The 15,909-nt window shown below is 65.5% G+C and carries 15 protein-coding genes; 4 read left to right on the top strand and 11 right to left on the bottom strand.

All coding sequences use genetic code 11. The annotated features are described in order from the left end of the window. Window positions 1-45: 45 nt before the first annotated feature. The 7 genes from ATK23_RS02785 to argC form a co-directional block, all read right to left on the bottom strand. Window positions 46-1,995, bottom strand: coding sequence for an HNH endonuclease signature motif containing protein (locus tag ATK23_RS02785; RefSeq protein ID WP_066139046.1), 1,950 nt, complete (start codon window positions 1,993-1,995; stop codon window positions 46-48). 86 nt (window positions 1,996-2,081) lie between these two features. After that, a complete protein-coding gene (locus ATK23_RS02775) occupies window positions 2,082-2,585 on the bottom strand; it encodes an arginine repressor (RefSeq protein WP_038993670.1) in 504 nt (167 codons plus the stop codon). A gap of 1 nt (window position 2,586) precedes the next feature. Beyond that, complete coding sequence (gene argF / locus ATK23_RS02770; protein ID WP_066139048.1) at window positions 2,587-3,546, bottom strand: ornithine carbamoyltransferase; 960 nt, start codon at window positions 3,544-3,546, stop codon at window positions 2,587-2,589. Window positions 3,547-3,598: 52 nt separating this feature from the next. Next, on the bottom strand, window positions 3,599-4,864 hold the full coding sequence (locus ATK23_RS02765) for an acetylornithine transaminase (RefSeq protein WP_066139051.1): 1,266 nt from the start codon (window positions 4,862-4,864) through the stop codon (window positions 3,599-3,601). Next, window positions 4,861-5,823, bottom strand: a complete 963-nt coding sequence (gene argB / locus ATK23_RS02760) for an acetylglutamate kinase (protein WP_066139054.1) — start codon at window positions 5,821-5,823, stop codon at window positions 4,861-4,863. Before argB ends, ATK23_RS02765 begins: the two co-directional genes overlap by 4 nt. Before the next feature lie 22 nt (window positions 5,824-5,845). Beyond that, entirely contained in the window at window positions 5,846-7,060 is a 1,215-nt protein-coding gene (gene argJ / locus ATK23_RS02755; RefSeq protein WP_066139057.1) for a bifunctional glutamate N-acetyltransferase/amino-acid acetyltransferase ArgJ, read from the bottom strand. Next, a complete protein-coding gene (argC, locus tag ATK23_RS02750; protein ID WP_066139060.1) occupies window positions 7,057-8,088 on the bottom strand; it encodes an N-acetyl-gamma-glutamyl-phosphate reductase in 1,032 nt (343 codons plus the stop codon). Before argC ends, argJ begins: the two co-directional genes overlap by 4 nt. 207 nt (window positions 8,089-8,295) lie before the next feature. Here argC and ATK23_RS02745 point away from each other — a divergent pair, with 207 nt between their 5' ends. Then, on the top strand, window positions 8,296-9,264 hold the full coding sequence (locus ATK23_RS02745; RefSeq protein ID WP_066139063.1) for a quinone oxidoreductase family protein: 969 nt from the start codon (window positions 8,296-8,298) through the stop codon (window positions 9,262-9,264). A 16-nt stretch (window positions 9,265-9,280) separates the two neighbouring features. After that, complete coding sequence (locus tag ATK23_RS02740; RefSeq protein WP_066139066.1) at window positions 9,281-10,204, top strand: amidohydrolase family protein; 924 nt, start codon at window positions 9,281-9,283, stop codon at window positions 10,202-10,204. A gap of 15 nt (window positions 10,205-10,219) precedes the next feature. On the opposite strand, the gene ATK23_RS02735 is transcribed toward ATK23_RS02740, so the two are convergent. Together ATK23_RS02735 and ATK23_RS02730 are read right to left on the bottom strand one after the other, a co-directional pair. Beyond that, entirely contained in the window at window positions 10,220-11,161 is a 942-nt protein-coding gene (locus tag ATK23_RS02735) for a 4'-phosphopantetheinyl transferase family protein (protein ID WP_066139068.1), read from the bottom strand. Further along, window positions 11,161-12,675 carry a DUF5129 domain-containing protein gene (locus ATK23_RS02730; protein WP_066139071.1) on the bottom strand — a complete coding sequence of 505 codons (1,515 nt, stop codon included), beginning with the start codon at window positions 12,673-12,675 and terminating at the stop codon, window positions 11,161-11,163. Before ATK23_RS02730 ends, ATK23_RS02735 begins: the two co-directional genes overlap by 1 nt. 294 nt (window positions 12,676-12,969) lie before the next feature. On the opposite strand from ATK23_RS02730, the gene ATK23_RS02725 reads away from it, so the two are divergent. Then, complete coding sequence (locus tag ATK23_RS02725) at window positions 12,970-13,491, top strand: phosphoribosyltransferase (protein WP_066139074.1); 522 nt, start codon at window positions 12,970-12,972, stop codon at window positions 13,489-13,491. 60 nt (window positions 13,492-13,551) lie between these two features. On the opposite strand, the gene ATK23_RS02720 is transcribed toward ATK23_RS02725, so the two are convergent. Further along, window positions 13,552-14,025, bottom strand: coding sequence for a GNAT family N-acetyltransferase (locus tag ATK23_RS02720; RefSeq protein WP_066139078.1), 474 nt, complete (start codon window positions 14,023-14,025; stop codon window positions 13,552-13,554). A 118-nt stretch (window positions 14,026-14,143) separates the two neighbouring features. Here ATK23_RS02720 and ATK23_RS16200 point away from each other — a divergent pair, with 118 nt between their 5' ends. Then, a complete protein-coding gene (locus tag ATK23_RS16200) occupies window positions 14,144-14,383 on the top strand; it encodes a hypothetical protein (RefSeq protein ID WP_157066334.1) in 240 nt (79 codons plus the stop codon). 676 nt (window positions 14,384-15,059) lie between these two features. Here the strand turns inward: ATK23_RS16200 and ATK23_RS02710 are convergent. Then, on the bottom strand, window positions 15,060-15,761 hold the full coding sequence (locus tag ATK23_RS02710; RefSeq protein WP_066139083.1) for a hypothetical protein: 702 nt from the start codon (window positions 15,759-15,761) through the stop codon (window positions 15,060-15,062). Between the last annotated feature and the right edge of the window lie 148 nt (window positions 15,762-15,909).

The raw sequence follows: 15,909 nt of genomic DNA, 5'->3' as shown, positions 1-15,909 counted from the left end.
GCGCACTTGGTACCGAGTGCGCGGCAGTTTTGCGATCTCGAGCAGCTAGGTCCGGGCGAAATAGGCGTTGCGTTGCGGCAGCTGCAGCGGATCGAGGTGCTTGGGCAGGATGATGTGGGGCAGTCCCCTGACCTTGACCACTTTCAGGTAGCCGCTGTGGACCATGGTGTGGTGCGCTGCGCACAGCGGGCAGCAGTCCTGGAGCCGGGTCCGGCCTCCCTTGGCCCAAGGCTTGAAGTGGTGGAATTCGAGCAGGGCCGGGTCCTGCGTGCAGCCAGGGACCAGGCAACCGCCGTCCCGGTCGCGGGCGGCAAGCTTCATCCAGCGCGGGAAGTACCTGGCGTCGCGGCCGATGTCCATGACCATCCCGTCAGCGTCGTAGATCGGGCTGAGCACTTTCGCTTCGCACAGCATGGTGCGCAGCTGCGGCGCGGAGATTTTCACGCCGTGGGCGCTGATGCCGGTGAGCGATGCGAGATCCTGGAGATCCTCCAGGTGCGCGTGCACCACGATTTCAGGGATGATGCGTTGGCCGTTGCTTTCCCTGCCGGTATTGCGCAGGATGGCGTTCAGCGCGTTGAGCCGGCGCTCGGGCACCGAGCAGGTTTCCGGCAGGCCCGGTAGCGGCTCCTGCGGGTTCGGCCTATCCGGCGGGTCCGGATCCGGATGGGCATCATCTGGCGGGGTTCCATCGGGTGGATCGTCGAGCCCAACTCCCGCCCAGTCCGGGGCCGGCTGGCCGCTGTGCCAGAGCCCGTCACCCGCGGGGTCTTGGCCGGTCGCGCCATTCTGCGTCGGCTGGTCGCCGGGTTCGGGCGCGTCGGGGGCTTCTGCTCCGTTGCGGGCGGTGGGCTGCCCGCCGGCCGCAGGATTGCCGGTGTCACCAGTTTGCTGGTCTGAGCTGCTGTTGCCGGAGGGTTGGCCGTCTGCCGGGTCATCGCTGGCGGCATCTGCTGCGTCCGCAGCTTGGCGGGCAGCGGCGCCGGCCTTGGTGCGCTTGTTGTCGGCCTGCGTGATCAGCGATTCCCAGAGTTCCGCGTCGATCTCCCGCACGCGCACGATGAATTCATGCACGCCGTTGACTACCTTGCCGCGGAAAAGGCCCAGTTTCGGGGTCTTGCCCTGGGCGTGCGCGTCCTTGTAGTCCTTGATCAAGCCGTTGATGCGCTTTTGGCGGATGCGGATCCGGTCTTCCTTCAGGTGCGCGGCGGCGTGCTCCTCCAGCAAGTTGCCGTCGGCGGCCTTGGCGGTCGCCGCGGTGGGCAGGCCGTCGAAGGTGGTGTCTTGGGGTTCGAACTTGTCCAGCGCACGGGCGGTTTTCAGCACTTCGCGCGGGTCCGGGGCGTTGCGCAGCGCAGGCAGGGCCCAGCCGGCGGACGCGGACGATGCCGCGGTGCTCGTGCCGGCGGTGGCCGAGGCGGCAGCCGGCAGGCCGGGGGCGGGGGCTGCGAAGTGCTCGGCAAGCAGGGTGAAGCGCGGGGCGCAGGCGGCGCCGGAGATGTCCTTGCGGGCGTGGATCAGGTGGGCGTCCTTGACGCGGCGGTCGGCCTCGAAATAGTTCAGGTCCAGCAGCTGCGAGAGCACGGTGGCGGCATCCAGGCAGACGGTGCGGCCGGGCGCGGATTGGGGCGGGGCGCTGAAGTCGGTGGTGCCCGCGCGCAGGTGGTCGAACTCATCGAGGTCCAGGGCGTGGGCTGCGGTGGTTTCCACCAGGCTTGCGGCGATGATGAGGGCGCGGGTGGCGTGCTGGCCGAAGGCTTCGGCGAAGTGGGCGTGGGCCAGGGCAAGGCGCGGATCGGTGCTGCGCGAGGCCTGGGCGCCGAGGTGCTGGAACAGGTTCAGGCACGCGGCCTCTGCACGCAGCAGGCTGGCCGCATCCAGCGGGGTTCCGCTGGCCAGCTGCTCTGCGGTGCTGGCCAATACGGCGGCCAGGCCGGTGGCCGGATCGGCAGGCCCTGCGGTGCCTTGGGTGCCGGCGTGTTCGTGTGGTTCCATGCACCGATCATCCGGCGCTACGGGGGCGGGCATGGCGAAGCCGCCGCGAACTGTGGAGAAGTTCGCGGCGGCTAGGGTGCTGGTGCCTAGCGGGGCTCGGCCAGCTGCAGGAAGCGGGCGGCGACTTCGGCGCCGCCGTCGACCGCGCGGGTGGTGAGCATGATGGTGTCATCCCCCGCGATGCAGCCCAGGATCGAGGGCATCTGCGAGTGGTCGATGGCCAGGGCCAGCAGGTTCGCGGCGCCTGGCGGGGTGCGCAGCACCACGATGTTGCCGCTGGCTTCGGCGGTGACCAGCTGCTCGGCGCAGATCTTCGCCAGGCGCGCGTCGAGCACTTCCTGGGTGATCGCGGTCTGCGGGGAACGGTCCCCGCCCTCCTGGCGCACCGCGTAGATCAGCTGGCCGGAGTTGTCGCGGATGCGCACCGCGCCGATTTCCACCAGGTCGCGCGAGAGCGTGGCCTGGGTGACTTCGAGCCCGTCCTCCTTGAGCAGGCCCAGCAGCTCGGCCTGGGACTTGACGGAGTTGTTTCCCAAGAAGGCGCGGATGCGGGCCTGGCGGGCGGTCTTGGTGCTGGGCTGGGCGGACATCCTAGAGCTCCACCCGGTCGTCGTCGGCCAGGCCGGAAGCGACCATCAGCCAGGTCATGACCGCCTTCTGCGCGTGCACGCGGTTCTCGGCCTCGTCGAACACCACCGACTGCGGGCCGTCGATCACCTCCGCGTCGATCTCGTAGCCGCGGTAGGCCGGCAGGCAGTGCAGCACGATCGCGTCGTCCTTGGCCAGCTTCATCGCCTGCGCGGTCACCGAGTAGCCGGTGAACAGCTTCAGCCGTGCTTCCTTCTCGTCCTCCTGGCCCATGGAGACCCAGGTGTCGGTGACGACCACGTCGGCGTCGGCGAGCGCGGCGGCGGCATCGGTGGTGATCATGACCGATCCCCCGGTGAGTGCCGCGCGTTCTTCAGCCGCGGCGATGATCGATGCGGAGGGCAGGTAGCCTTCGGGACCGGCGATGCGCACGTGCATGCCGGCGGTCACCCCGGCCAGCAGGTAGGAGTTGGCCATGTTGTTCGCCGCGTCGCCCAGGTAGCTCATGGTCAGCCCCTTGGTCTTGCCCTTGTGCTCGCGCACGGTGAGCAGGTCGGCGATCAGCTGGCAGGGGTGGTAGTCGTCGGACAGCGCGTTGATCACCGGCACCGAGGAATTCGCGGCCATTTCCTCCAGGCCCGACTGGGCGAAGGTGCGCCACACGATGGTGGAGACCATGCGCTCGAGCACCTTGGCGGAGTCGGCGATGGACTCCTTGTGGCCCAGCTGCGAATCGGTGGAGTTGATGACCAGCGGGGAGCCGCCCAGTTCGGCGATGCCGGCGTGAAAGGAGACCCGGGTGCGGGTGGAGGTCTTGTCGAAGAAGACCGCGACGGTCTGCGGGCCGGCGTACGGGGCGTAGCCGTACTTGTCGGCCTTCATCGCCGCGGCCAGATCCAGCACCTTGGACTGCTCGTCGGGGGTGAAGTCCAGGTCGGTCAAGAAGTGGCGGGTTGCGCTCATGGGGTGATTCCTTTGCTCGTCTCAGGGGTGGTGGCGAGGTTCATTCCGGCCGCTAGCTGGCCGCGCTGATCAGCTGCGGCAGGGCGGCAATCAGGGTGCCCAGCTGCTCGGTGGTGATCACCAGCGGCGGGGCCAGGCGGATGGTCTGCTCGTCGGTGGCGTTCACGATGAAGCCTGCATCCAGCGCCGCGGCCACCAGCTTCGGCGCGTTCGCGGAAACAAGTTCGAAGGCGGTGAGCAGCCCGGCGCCGCGCACCGCACAAATGCCCTCGATGCCCGCCAGCTGCTCGCGCAGCCACTGGCCGGTGGCGCGCACATGGGCCAGCAGGTTCTGCGCTTCGATGGTGTGGATGACCGCCAGGCCCGCGGCGCAGGCCACCGGGTTCCCGCCAAAGGTGGTGCCGTGGTCGCCCGGGGCCAGCCACTTGGTGTTCTCCTCGCCGAAGACGATCATTGCGCCGATCGGGAATCCGCCGCCCAGGCCCTTGGCCAGCGTCATCACATCCGGGATCACCGGTGCGGAGGCGAAGAACGACCCGGTGCGGCCCATGCCGGTCTGCACCTCGTCGAAGACCAGCAGCGCGCCGGCCTCGCGGGTGATCTGCCGGGCGGCGGCCAGGTACTCGGCAGAAAGCAGCCGTACCCCGGCCTCGCCCTGGATCGGCTCGATGAACACCGCCGAGACGGTCTCGTCCACCGCGGCGCGCAGCGCCTCGATGTTCCCGGCCTCAATCCACTGCACGTTGCCCGGCAACGGGGCGAAGGGGGCGCGGTACTTCTCCTTGTAGGTCAGCGACAGCGCGCCGAGGGTGCGGCCGTGGAAGGCGTGTTCCAGGGCGATCACCTTGGTGCGCGGTGCGTCGGCGGTGCCGGCATTGCGCCGGGTCAGCTTCAGCGCCGCCTCATTGGCTTCGGTGCCGGAGTTGGCGAAGAACACCTTGGAGCCGGCCGGGGCGGCGGAGATCTCCAGCAGCTTCTCGGCCAGCGCGATCTGGCTGGGGCTGGTGAAGAAGTTCGAGACATGGCCCAGGGTGGCCAGCTGGCTGGAGATCACCGAGGCGAGCAGCGGGTGCCCGTGGCCGAGGGTGTTCACCGCGATGCCGCCGAGCAGATCCAGGTACTGGTTGCCGTCGGCATCCCAGACGTGGCAGCCCGATCCGCGCACCAGCACCCGCTGCGGGGTGCCGAAGACGCCCAGCAGGGAGTTGGAGTAGCGGTCGGCCAGGGCGGCCGAAGAGAGCTGGCTCAGCCCGGCCACCTCGGCGGCTGCGCTGCCGGCCAGCGCGGAATCGGTGGTTGGGTCGGCGTGCTCGCTCACTTGGCGTCCTTCTGTGCGGTGTTCGTAGCGGTATTGCTTGCGCTGTTGGCGGCGGGGAGCACCTGGGTGCCCACGCCGGCGGTGGTGAAGATTTCCAGCAGCATCGAGTGCGGCTGGCGGCCATCGACGATGTGGGCCTGGCCCACGCCCTCGTCGACGGCCTTGAGGCAGGCGCCCATTTTCGGGATCATGCCCGATTCCAGGCCGGGCAGCATGGTGCGCAGCTCGTCGTTGGTGATAGAGCTGATCAGCGAGGACTTGTCCGGCCAGGCCGCGTACAGCCCCTCCACGTCGGTGAGGATCACCAGCTTGGCCGCGCCCAGCGCGGTGGCCAGCGCCGCGGCGGCGGTATCCGCGTTGACGTTCAGCACCGCGCCGGTGGGCTCGCCGTCGGCGTCGAACTCCGGGGCGACGGTGGAGATCACCGGGATCATCCCGGCGTCCACCAGCGAGTCGACCTGGTCGGTGCGCACGCGGGTGACCTCGCCGACCAGCCCCAGATCCACCGGCAGACCGTCGACGATGGTGCCGGTGCGCACCGCCTGCAAGGTGGCGCCGTCCTCGCCGGACATGCCCACCGAGTAGGGTCCGTGCGAGTTGATCAGGCCGACCAGGTCGCGCTGCACCTGGCCGGTGAGCACCATGCGCACCACGTCCATGGCTTCGGGGGTGGTCACCCGCAGCCCGCCACGGAATTCCGATTCGATGCCGAGGGTGTCGAGCATCTTGTTGATCTGCGGGCCGCCGCCGTGCACCACGACCGGGTTGATCCCGGCGTGGCGCAGGAACACGATGTCCTCGGCGAAGGCGCGGCGCAGCTCGTCGTTGACCATCGCGTTGCCGCCGTACTTGATGACCATGGTGGTCCCGGCGAAGCGCTGGATCCAGGGCAGCGCCTCGATCAGCGCTTCGGCCTTGGACTGGGCGGTATCCAGGTTGGTGCGGGCGGTGTGGGCCATGTCGGATTTCCCTTGCTTCTGCCTAGCTGGAGTAGGCGGAGTTCTCGTGGACGTAGTCGTGGGTCAGGTCGTTGGTCAGCACGGTCGCTTCCTCGGTGCCGGCGTTCAGGTCGATCTCGATGCGCACATTGCGCTCCTCGAGGCTGACTAGGTTGCGGTCCTCGCCGACGCCGCCGTTCTTGCAGACCATCACGCCGTTAATCGAGACGTTCAGCTCGTCGGGTTCGAAGGCCGCCTTGGTGGTGCCGACCTCGGAGAGCACGCGGCCCCAATTCGGGTCCTTGCCGAAGACGGCGGTCTTGACCAGGTTGGAGCGCGAGACGGCCTTGGAGACTTCCAGCGCGTCGGCCTCGGTGGCGGCGTTGAAGGTGCGGATCGCGATGGTGTGATCGGCCCCTTCGGCATCCTCGATCAGCTTCGCCGCCAGCTCGCAGCAGGCGTCGGTCAGCGCGGCGGTGAAGTCGGCCAGGTCCGGGGTGGTGCCCGAGGCGCCGGAGGCCAGCAGCAGCACGGTGTCGTTGGTGGACATGCAGCCATCGGAATCCGCGCGGTCGAAGCTCATCGCGGTGGCGGCGCGCAGGGCCGCATCGGCCTGCTCGACGGTCAGCTGCGCGTCGGTGGTGAGCACCACGAGCATGGTGGCCAGCGCCGGGGCGAGCATGCCCGCGCCCTTGGCCATGCCGCCGATGACCACCTGGCCGGAGCCCGGGGCCCCGACGATGCGGGAGACCAGCTTCGGCACGGTGTCGGTGGTCATGATGCCCGCGGCCGCCTGATCGGCGGCATTCTGGTCGGTGGCCAAGGCGCTGGCGGCGGCCTGGACACCGGGCAGCAGCTTGTCCATGGGCAGCTGCATGCCGATCAGCCCGGTGGAGGCCACGGCCACGTCGCCGGCGGAGACCGAGAGCAACTGCGCGGCATATTCGGCGGTCCGGTGGGTGTTCGCGAAGCCTTCGGCGCCGGTGCAGGCGTTGGCCCCGCCGGAGTTGAGCACCACCGCGTCGATGCGGCCATCGGCCAGCACCTGCTTGGACCAGTGCACCGGGGCGGCGGCCACGCGGTTGGAGGTGAACACGCCGGCGGCGGTGAACTGCGGGCCGAGGTTTTGCACCACGACCACGTCGTTCTTGCCGGTGGACTTCAGCCCCGCCGGGACGCCGGCGGCCGCGAAGCCTGCCGGGGCGGTGACGCCGGTGCCGGATGCCGAGGGGCGGGTGGGGGTGTAGGCGAGGCTCACGGTGCGACTCCTTGCATGAGCAGTCCGGTGTTTTCTTCGAGTCCCAGCGCGATGTTCATCGACTGGACGGCGGCACCTGCGGTGCCCTTGGTCAGGTTATCCAGCGCTGCGGTGGCGATCACGCGGTTCGCGTGCGTATCGAAGGCCAGCTGCAGCTGGACGTGGTTGGATCCGAGCACCGCGCCGGTGGTCGGCCACTGGCCCTCGGGCAGCAGATGCACGAACAGCTCGTGAGCGTAGGCCTCGGTCCAGGCCTCGCGCAGCTGCGCTGCGGATACGCCCGGCTTCACCTTGGCGGTGGCGGTGGTCAGGATGCCGCGCGGCATCGGGGCCAGGGTCGGGGTGAAGGAGACGGTGACTTCTTCGCCAGCCAGCTTGGAGAAGCCCTGCTCCATTTCCGGGATGTGGCGGTGCGAGCCGCCCACCCCGTAGGTGCTCATCGAGCCCATCGCCTCGCTGCCCAGCAGGTGGGGCTTGAGCGACTTGCCGGCGCCCGAGGTGCCCGAGGCCGAGATGATGACCACGTCGTCGGCTTCCAGCAGCCCGGCGGCGAAGCCGGGGGCCAGGGCCAGCTGCGCGCCGGTCGGATAGCAGCCGGGAACCGCGACGCGCTTGGTGCCGGCGAGCTTTTCGCGCTGCCCGGGCAGCTCGGGCAGCCCGTAGGGCCAGAATCCTGCGTGCTCGGAGCCGTAGAACTTCTCCCAGGCGGCGGCCGATTCCAGCCGGTGGTCGGCGCCGGCGTCGATGACCAGGGTGTTCTCGGGCAGGGCGGCGGCCACGGCGGCCGAGGCGCCATGCGGCAGGGCCAGGAACACCACGTCGTGCCCGGCAAGGTTTTCCACGGTGGTGTCCACCAGGACCCGGTCGGCGAGCGCATGCAGGTGCGGGGCGATCGAGCCGAGGCGTTGCCCGGCCTGCGAATGCGCGGTGATCGCGCCGATCTCTACCTCTGGGTGGGCCGCGAGGATGCGCAGGACCTCGCCGCCGGCGTATCCGCTGGCGCCGGAAACAGCTACTGAAATCGTCATGACCAGATTCTACCGCGAAATATTCACGCACGCTAATAAATATTCATAAAATTCTTCGTCACGCAACCGACATCCACCCGTGCGGCGCCCGCACGGCCGCCCGAAGTCCTACACTGGCCGTAGAGACCGCCCGGCATCGAGCGCATCGAACGCCGGGATCCAAATACGCAGAGTTTCGAGATCTGCAGAGCCAAGGAGCGCCATTCCATGCAGCAGCAAGCCATCGTGGTCAACGAACCATCCGACGCCAGCGGACTGGTGCCGGCAGAAATCCCGGTCCCTGCCCCGGGACCGGGCCAGCTGCTGGTGAAGATCGCCGCCACCGGGGTGAACTTCATCGAAACCTACCAGCGCAGCGGCGTGTACGCGGTGGACTACCCCTTCACCCCGGGCACCGAGTTCTCCGGCGTGGTGGAGCAGATCGGCGACGGCGTGCAGAACTACAAGGTCGGCGACCGGGTGGCCACCGCCTCCGGTTCCCGGGGCTACGCCCAGTACGCGCTGGTGGACGCCAAGCGGGCGGGCAAGGTGCCCGACGCGGTGAACCTGAATATCGCCGCCGCGCTGCCGCTGCAGGGCATGACGGCGCACTACCTGGTGCATTCGAGCTACATGGTGCGCTCCGGCGACGTGGTGCTGACCTATGCCGGCGCCGGCGGCGTGGGCCTGATCCTCACCCAGCTGCTCAAGCTCAAGGGGGCGACGGTGATCACCACCGCCTCCACCCAGGAGAAGAAGGACCTGGCCCGGGCCGCCGGTGCCGACTACGTGGTGGACTACGACCAGGTGGCGGCCACCGTCGAGCAGGTCACCGGCGGGGCGGGAGTGCATGCGGTCTACGACGGCATCGGCAAGGACACCTTCGAGACCTCGCTGGCGGCGCTGCGCCGGCGCGGCACGCTGGTGCTCTTCGGCGGCGCCTCCGGCCAGGTGCCCGACTTCAACCTGCAGCGGCTGAACGCCGGCGGCTCGCTGAGCGTGACCCGGCCGAAGCTCGACGACTTCCTGGCCACCGAGCAGGAGCTGCACTGGCGCTTCGGCGACATCTTCGGCTGGGTCGCCGCCGGCCAGATCGATGTGCGCATCGGTGCCGAGTACCCGCTCACCGAGGCCGCCGCGGCGCACGCCGCGCTGGAATCGCGGGCCACCACCGGCAAGATCATCCTGGTTCCCTAGCGCAGGATCCCCAGCCATGAACGAGCAGCGACCCGGCGGGCACGCCGGCATCGGCCCCGCCACCGACGAGGAGGTGCCGGCGTACCTGCAGGCCCTGGGCATCCCGGGGCTGATTGACCTGCACGTGCACTTCATGCCGGATAACGTGCTGGCCAAGGTCTGGTCCTACTTCGACGGCGAAGCGCAGCGCACCGGGCACCCGTGGCCGATCAGCTACCGGATGCCCGAAGCGCAGCGCGTCACGGCGCTGGAGGAACTGGGCGTGATCGCCTGCGGCACCTTGAATTATGCCCACCGCCCGGACATGGCCGCCTGGCTCAACGAGTACTCGCGGCAGTTCGCGCAGCGCCATCCCAAGGCGATCCGTTCGGGCACCTTCTACCCGGAGCCCGGGGCCACCGAACTGGTGCGCGCCGCGCTGGCCGAGGGGGTGCAGCTGTTCAAGGTGCATGTGCAGGTGGGCGGCTTCACCCCGCTCGATCCGCTGCTCGAAGGAGCCTGGGAGCTGGTCGCCGAGGCCCGGACGCCGGTGGTGATCCATTGCGGGCATGGGCCGCATGCCGGCCGGTTCACCGGGATCGAGCCGATCCGCGAACTGGTGGCACGGCATCCGCAGCTGGTGCTGGTCATCGCCCATGCCGGCTTGCCCGACTACGTGCAGTTCGCGCAGCTGGCCGCAAAGAATCCCAACGTCTACCTGGATACCACCATGGTGGGCACCGGGTTCATGAACCGCATCGCCCCGCTGCCGGCGGAATATCCGGAGCTCGTGGCCGGGCTCTCGCACAAGATCGTGTTCGGCTCCGACTTCCCGAATATCCCCTATTCCTACAGCCACCAGATCCAGGCGCTGGAATCCTGGTCGCTGGGCGCGGGATGGATGCGCGACGTGCTGCACCACACCCCGCGCAGGCTGCTGCAGGCGGTGCGCAACAGTTGAGAGATGCATGACAGTTCAACCATATTCTTGCGGCGGTCCGCCCGCGGCACGCTTTAATGGTTGATGGAACCCCGCGTTCCGCCTCTCCAGGATCCGCTTCGCTTCCGGACCGCTCTCCCCCAGCGGACCGACACGCTCTTTGGTGAAGGGACGGATCCGATCAGCATGGACAACGGACAAACTCCAGCGCCGGATGCACCAATCCACCCACCCCAGTTCCCCTCCGGAGCCCTGGCGCCGCCTGCGTGCACCCTCATGGACATCCTGCAGGCCACTGCAAAGGCCCACCCCGGCGCTCCGGCCAGCGACGACGGGCAGCGCGTGGAAAGCTACGCGGAACTGCTGGACGAGGTCAAGGACAAGGCCCGGCGGCTGCACGAGCAGGTCCTGGGCGCGGTCTTGGAATCGGCGTGCTGGCGCATCGATGAGAATTCGGCATTCCAGGAAATCCAGCCACTGCCTGGTCAGCGGAAACCAGGCCTTGAAGACGCTTTCCTTGGCGCTGAAGATCAGCCGCTCCCAGAAGATATCCGGATAGCGTGCCGATAGGTCTTCGACCATCGGCCGCTCTTCGGGAAGCGAGATGATGTCGAGGATTTCTTCTGGCAACGGGACGTGCAGCTCGGCGTCGATGCCCACGCCACGGATATCATTCGTGGAAGCTACAGCGGCTGCCCGGAAGCCCGCGCAGTGGGTCATGCTCCCGGCAACGCCAGCTGGCCAGATTGGTGCCCGCTTCTCATCCGGGACCAGGGCAGGACCTTCATGGCCCAGTTCTCGAAAGGCTCGGCGAGCGCACACCCGGACGGTGCGGAATTCACGCTGCCTTTCGGGCACCGCATCGGCGATGTACCGTTCTTCTTCGGGATAGTACGGGCCTTCCTCCAGCTCGGTGCGGGTCTCAACGACCCGCACCGGCGGCGGAAACAGGTCCGCGAAGATCTTGCTGGATTTCATCAGAAGCGGGAGGATCCGCCAGCGCCCGAGAAGCTTCCGCCACCGGAGTAGCCGCTGGACACTCCCCCGGAGGAGCTCGCCGCTTCACGCGAGGCAGTTACTGCGCTGACGCCTGAAGAATATCCGTGGTGGTAGCCGCTCACCCGCCAATACATCGAGGCGGGATTCAGGACATCCAGGATGGTGCCGGAACGGCCGTCATAGGCACGGGTTTCGTACCGGGATTTCTTGAGCTCCGACTGCATATCGGCCTTCTCTTCCGCATTCTCCGCGTACACCTCGATTTGCGCTTGGGCGAAGACGTCCAGCTTTTCGGTCAGCTCTGCACGCAATGCGGATAATCCATCGAGTGCCTGGTCCACGGTGATCGATTCTTCGGTCAGCTGCGCCGTCAGCTTGTTGAGCTCTGTGGTTGCTGTTTCCCGGTAGGAAGCCAGAGCGGCAGCGCTGCCCATCAGCTCCGGCTCGACGTCATTGAGCAATTCCCTGATATCGTCCAGGTCTTCTTCCAGCGGCTTGGTCTGCGCATGCCAGGCATCTTGCCATGTGGCCGAACGGGTATAGAGCGCGGCCGCGGCGATGATGGCGTCATCCGTCAGGTCCAAGGACTGGGTTGACTCGCGGAATTCCTTGGCCTGGCGCACGCCGTTGGTGCCCGAACGCTCTTTCTTGCTCTGTTGCTCCAGCGACTGCTGCGCTTCGAAGCAGTCTCGGTATTTGGCCATGAACTTGCTGAAGCGCTGTTCCAGCTCGGCGGCATGCCCTGAAGCGGACGGCAATGTACGGGCCGCCAGTTCGGTTTCTTCCAGATCCATCGTGACGTTGGTCAGGTGCAGGGTGCCTTGGTGCAGTTCTTCGGCGAAGGTTTTCCGCCGTGCCGACCGGGTATGCAGCACGGCTCCGCCGACGCTGGCGGCAACGAGTCCACCGATGCCGGTAGAGATCCACAATGCAGGGTGCTGGTACCAGGGGCGATTCATGATCACGGATGCCTTGTCGGCTACGGCGATGACGCCATCGGTCCAGCGGGACAGGTTGAAATCGTCGTAGCCGGCTTCATGGATGCTCTCCATGGAGCTCTCGGAAACTTTGCGGTCTTCACCGAAGTACGTGCCGATCTGCCCGTCTCCCTCTCCTTCGATGGACAAGGTGATGATGAACAGGCCGTCGGCCCAGTAGTCGCCGTAGTCTTCGGGCTTGCCGGATATCCATTCGGGATGCGTTGACTTGGCGTAGTCGAGAGTTTTGGTGTTGATGTCGTCGGAGTATTCCCCGTTACGGGCGTAGATCGCCACATCGGTCGGCTCATTGAAATCGAGTTCTTCCAAGGCATCACGCAGCCGCTGCTCATTGAGCTTGCCCGTGGAGTCATCGATGGTGACCGATTCCAGGTTCTGCCCTGCAGCGACCTGAACTCCGGTGGCCGCTTGCACAGCAGGCAACGCCCCGGCCAGTCCCAGGGAGAGTATGGCTGCGGCACCGGCTATCCGGATGTTCCAGGTTCGTGGGCTCACGTTGCGTCTCCTTCATGGGGATTCCGGATTATCTCCGGCTGATGGCCTTTCTCCCATCCTAGCGATCTTGGATGCGGCACGGGTCATCACTAAGAAGGCTTTTGGCGCATCGAGCCCGCAATGCGCCGGCACCTGGCACGGCTTCCCCAGAAGTGATGGATTCCTCAATCTGGTACATTGCATGCCTATTCATGCCTAATCAGTAGATGGAACTCTTCCGGGTGCGGGAGGAAAACGTGAACGATTGGTTTCAACCGTGCAACGCTGCCTCGAATTCGGGGATAAAATTGCAGAATGACTAGCATTGACGATTCAGGGGCATCTGTCCTTTCAGAACCAGAGCGCGAGATTCTCACTTGGGACACCTTCGGGGCAGCTTCCCGCGAGCTGGCACAGACCATTGTCGACGATGGCTTCGAGCCAGATATCGTTCTGGCAGTTGCCCGAGGCGGCCTGCTGCTTGCCGGATCCATTTCCTACGCACTGGGTGTCAAGGCCTGCGGTGCACTGAACGTGGAGTTCTACACCGGCATCGGCACCGTCCTGCCGGAACCAGTGGTTCTTCCCCCAATGCTGGATGACGGTCATCTGCGCGACAAGAAGATCCTGATCGTTGACGATGTCTCCGACTCCGGCCGCACTCTTGAGAAGGTTGTCGATCTGGTGTCCGCCTGGGGCGCAGATGTCAAGACCGTCTGCTTGTACACCAAGCCGCGCACCATCATGGTCCCGTCCTACGAATGGCGCCGCACCGACAAGTGGATCACCTTCCCATGGTCGGACTTGCCACCGGTTACCGCTGGCGGAGCCAAGTAAAGTTCTTCAACTTCAGCAGGGAACGACGAGTATTCGTCGTTCCCTGCTGTTATTTTGCCGCTACTGTATTGGGCGCAAGTCAAGGCTGAATCCGGGGCATTCGGGAAAGTCTCCGATGAAGTCGGCTTCCATCCCGAACGACTCGTAAAAGGCGATGGATTCGGGGGTGGCCTGCCAATCCAGAATCATCGGAAACGGACGTCTCCTAGCCCAGTGGAAAACTTCTTCAACGAGCTCCTTGCCGATCCCCGTCCGCCTGCCCGCAGGTTCCACAAATAAATCGTGCATTCGGCCGACGGTGAACGTGGTGCGTAACCCCCGTCCGTAATCCTGCGCCGCCGCATACCCAGTTAGCCCGTAACTGGATCCTGCGACGCAGATGAACCAGTTCGGATCTTTAATCAGCGACTGAAAATTCTCGTCAAAGTCTGCTGCTGCCAGCCCTAGGCCGGGCGTAAACAAACGCGCCAGCCGGTAGATCTCGGCGGCATCTGCATATCGGGCGCGACGTATGCTCCTCGAAGTAGTACTCATGCATTGATCCTAGAAGCATTTTCGGTGCGTCGCGTGCGCACCCATGAATTATCGCGTTTGTTTTCATCTGCTAACAGTGCCTGGCGGAATTCAGCGATTTGGGCCGTGGGATGTTGGCATGCGAATTGGCAGCCTGAGCGTTTTCGATGACTACGCGCGTCGCGTTGCGCGACGAATCGAGGCTACCGCGCTTGAAAAGGAACGTCCCGGCTGGCAAGGAAGCGGAGCCGAGGCTCGCATGCGCCAGCGGCGTGCCACTGACCGGTGGAGCAAGAACCTTCACGGTGATTGGGGAGGCTCGTCCTTGCTCGGCCTCTCGGCATCGATGACTCACGAAGCCGATCCCGACACGTTGTGAATCTATGTTTGGGTCCATCCCATCCACCAGTGGCATTCCATCGGCAGCGCGCAAGTTTCTGCGGCTGAAGAGATCAGTCCTTCGTTGGTGAGACGATTCGTTTCGAGCCTCTACCGCGGAACTGGCGCTGAACTTGGTGCCTTCGAACGGGAATTCGTTGCCCCGCTCGGCTAGCTCGTAGCGACAACTGAAACCGTACTGGAAGTGGGCCATGATTCCTGGACTCCATCGCTCCGAGGAGTCATCGATGGCGATGAGGTTCATCAACGGCGTTCCGGAGCAACTGCGAAAACAAGTGGGACCCATCTAGGGGCTCTACGATGCGCAGGCTCCAAACGGCAATGCAGGTTGGAGCGACTCTGCGGCTTCCACGGAAGAATACGCTCGGGAATTCATGCAGCGGAACTCCCAAGGCTCAGCCGCCATTGCACCCATTGCGCTGGACAAGGGCGGTGCTGTGGCGGCATGGACCTGCCTTGGGGTTGTGCCGGGACCGAGGACATCCGCTCAGGACAGGGGTGAAGCCAGCTAGCCTGGACGCTGCCAAACGGATGGGAACACTTCACCGGGTAAGGACAAACAGCGGCGGCCAGAAGGCATGGATAACTGCGATCAATGAAGAACTCGGCTTTGCCCCGGTCGAGCTCGAAGCTGTCTCCAGAAGAACTTCTCGCCTCTAGACCGCTGGAACACTGCCCTGCGGGCGAGCCGCGAATCGCAGCTCCAGCTGATCCAAGTACATGCGAGGCAGGACCGCGGTCATAAGTGCGCCGCTCGGCAATTCCGCCCCGATCGCATAGATGTACGGGTCGGTGTCGATCTCAGCACCAGCGGTTCTACTATCCTCAATCTGGACCTCTGCCTGGCCGTTGACCGTCTTCTCGGTCAAAATCAGCGGCGGTATCACCGACGATTCTTCAGGCAATCCGAGCTCCTTGCGGAATTGGTTGATGAGTACGTAGTTAGCGTGATCGACTAACGCTGCGGCCAAAGTCAAACCTGCTTCCGAGTCGCGCGTCCAAGTAGTTCTCACCGCTTCGAATAATTGCGGATAGTTCGTGCGACGAACGTATTCTGCCAGCCACCGTGGCAGCTTGCCTTGGTGAACGGAACCAGGCACTGCCTCTTCGACTGCACATTGCTCCAGGCCACCCAGGAATTTCGATCGATCAACCTCTGCCTTCCTAAGGGTGTAGCTGACAGACACGCTCATATCGCACAGGCCATGGTCATCGTAGTTGTCTTGAACATTCAGGTATCCCGCATCGCCAACCAGTGGCTGTGCGCTCAGTCCCATCACCGGAACAGGCATGAGCTTGAGTTGTTCCGCACGCGCTATGCCTGGATCCGGCGTGGCCGCGTCAACACGTCCATCCATTCTCATGTCCTAAGCATGATCCACTTTCTAGTTCTTGTACATGGCCGGGACTGCCCGTAGCTCGTTCGGTGCAAGACTAAATTACCCGAATTGTCATTCTCATAGTTTCCAAAGGATCTGGCATGATTGGGTCAAGGCCACAACAGCG

Source organism: Glutamicibacter nicotianae (assembly GCF_002797775.1).
GTDB classification, from domain to species: Bacteria; Actinomycetota; Actinomycetes; order Actinomycetales; family Micrococcaceae; genus Glutamicibacter; species Glutamicibacter nicotianae.
This window is presented reverse-complemented; position numbering and strand designations above follow the sequence as displayed.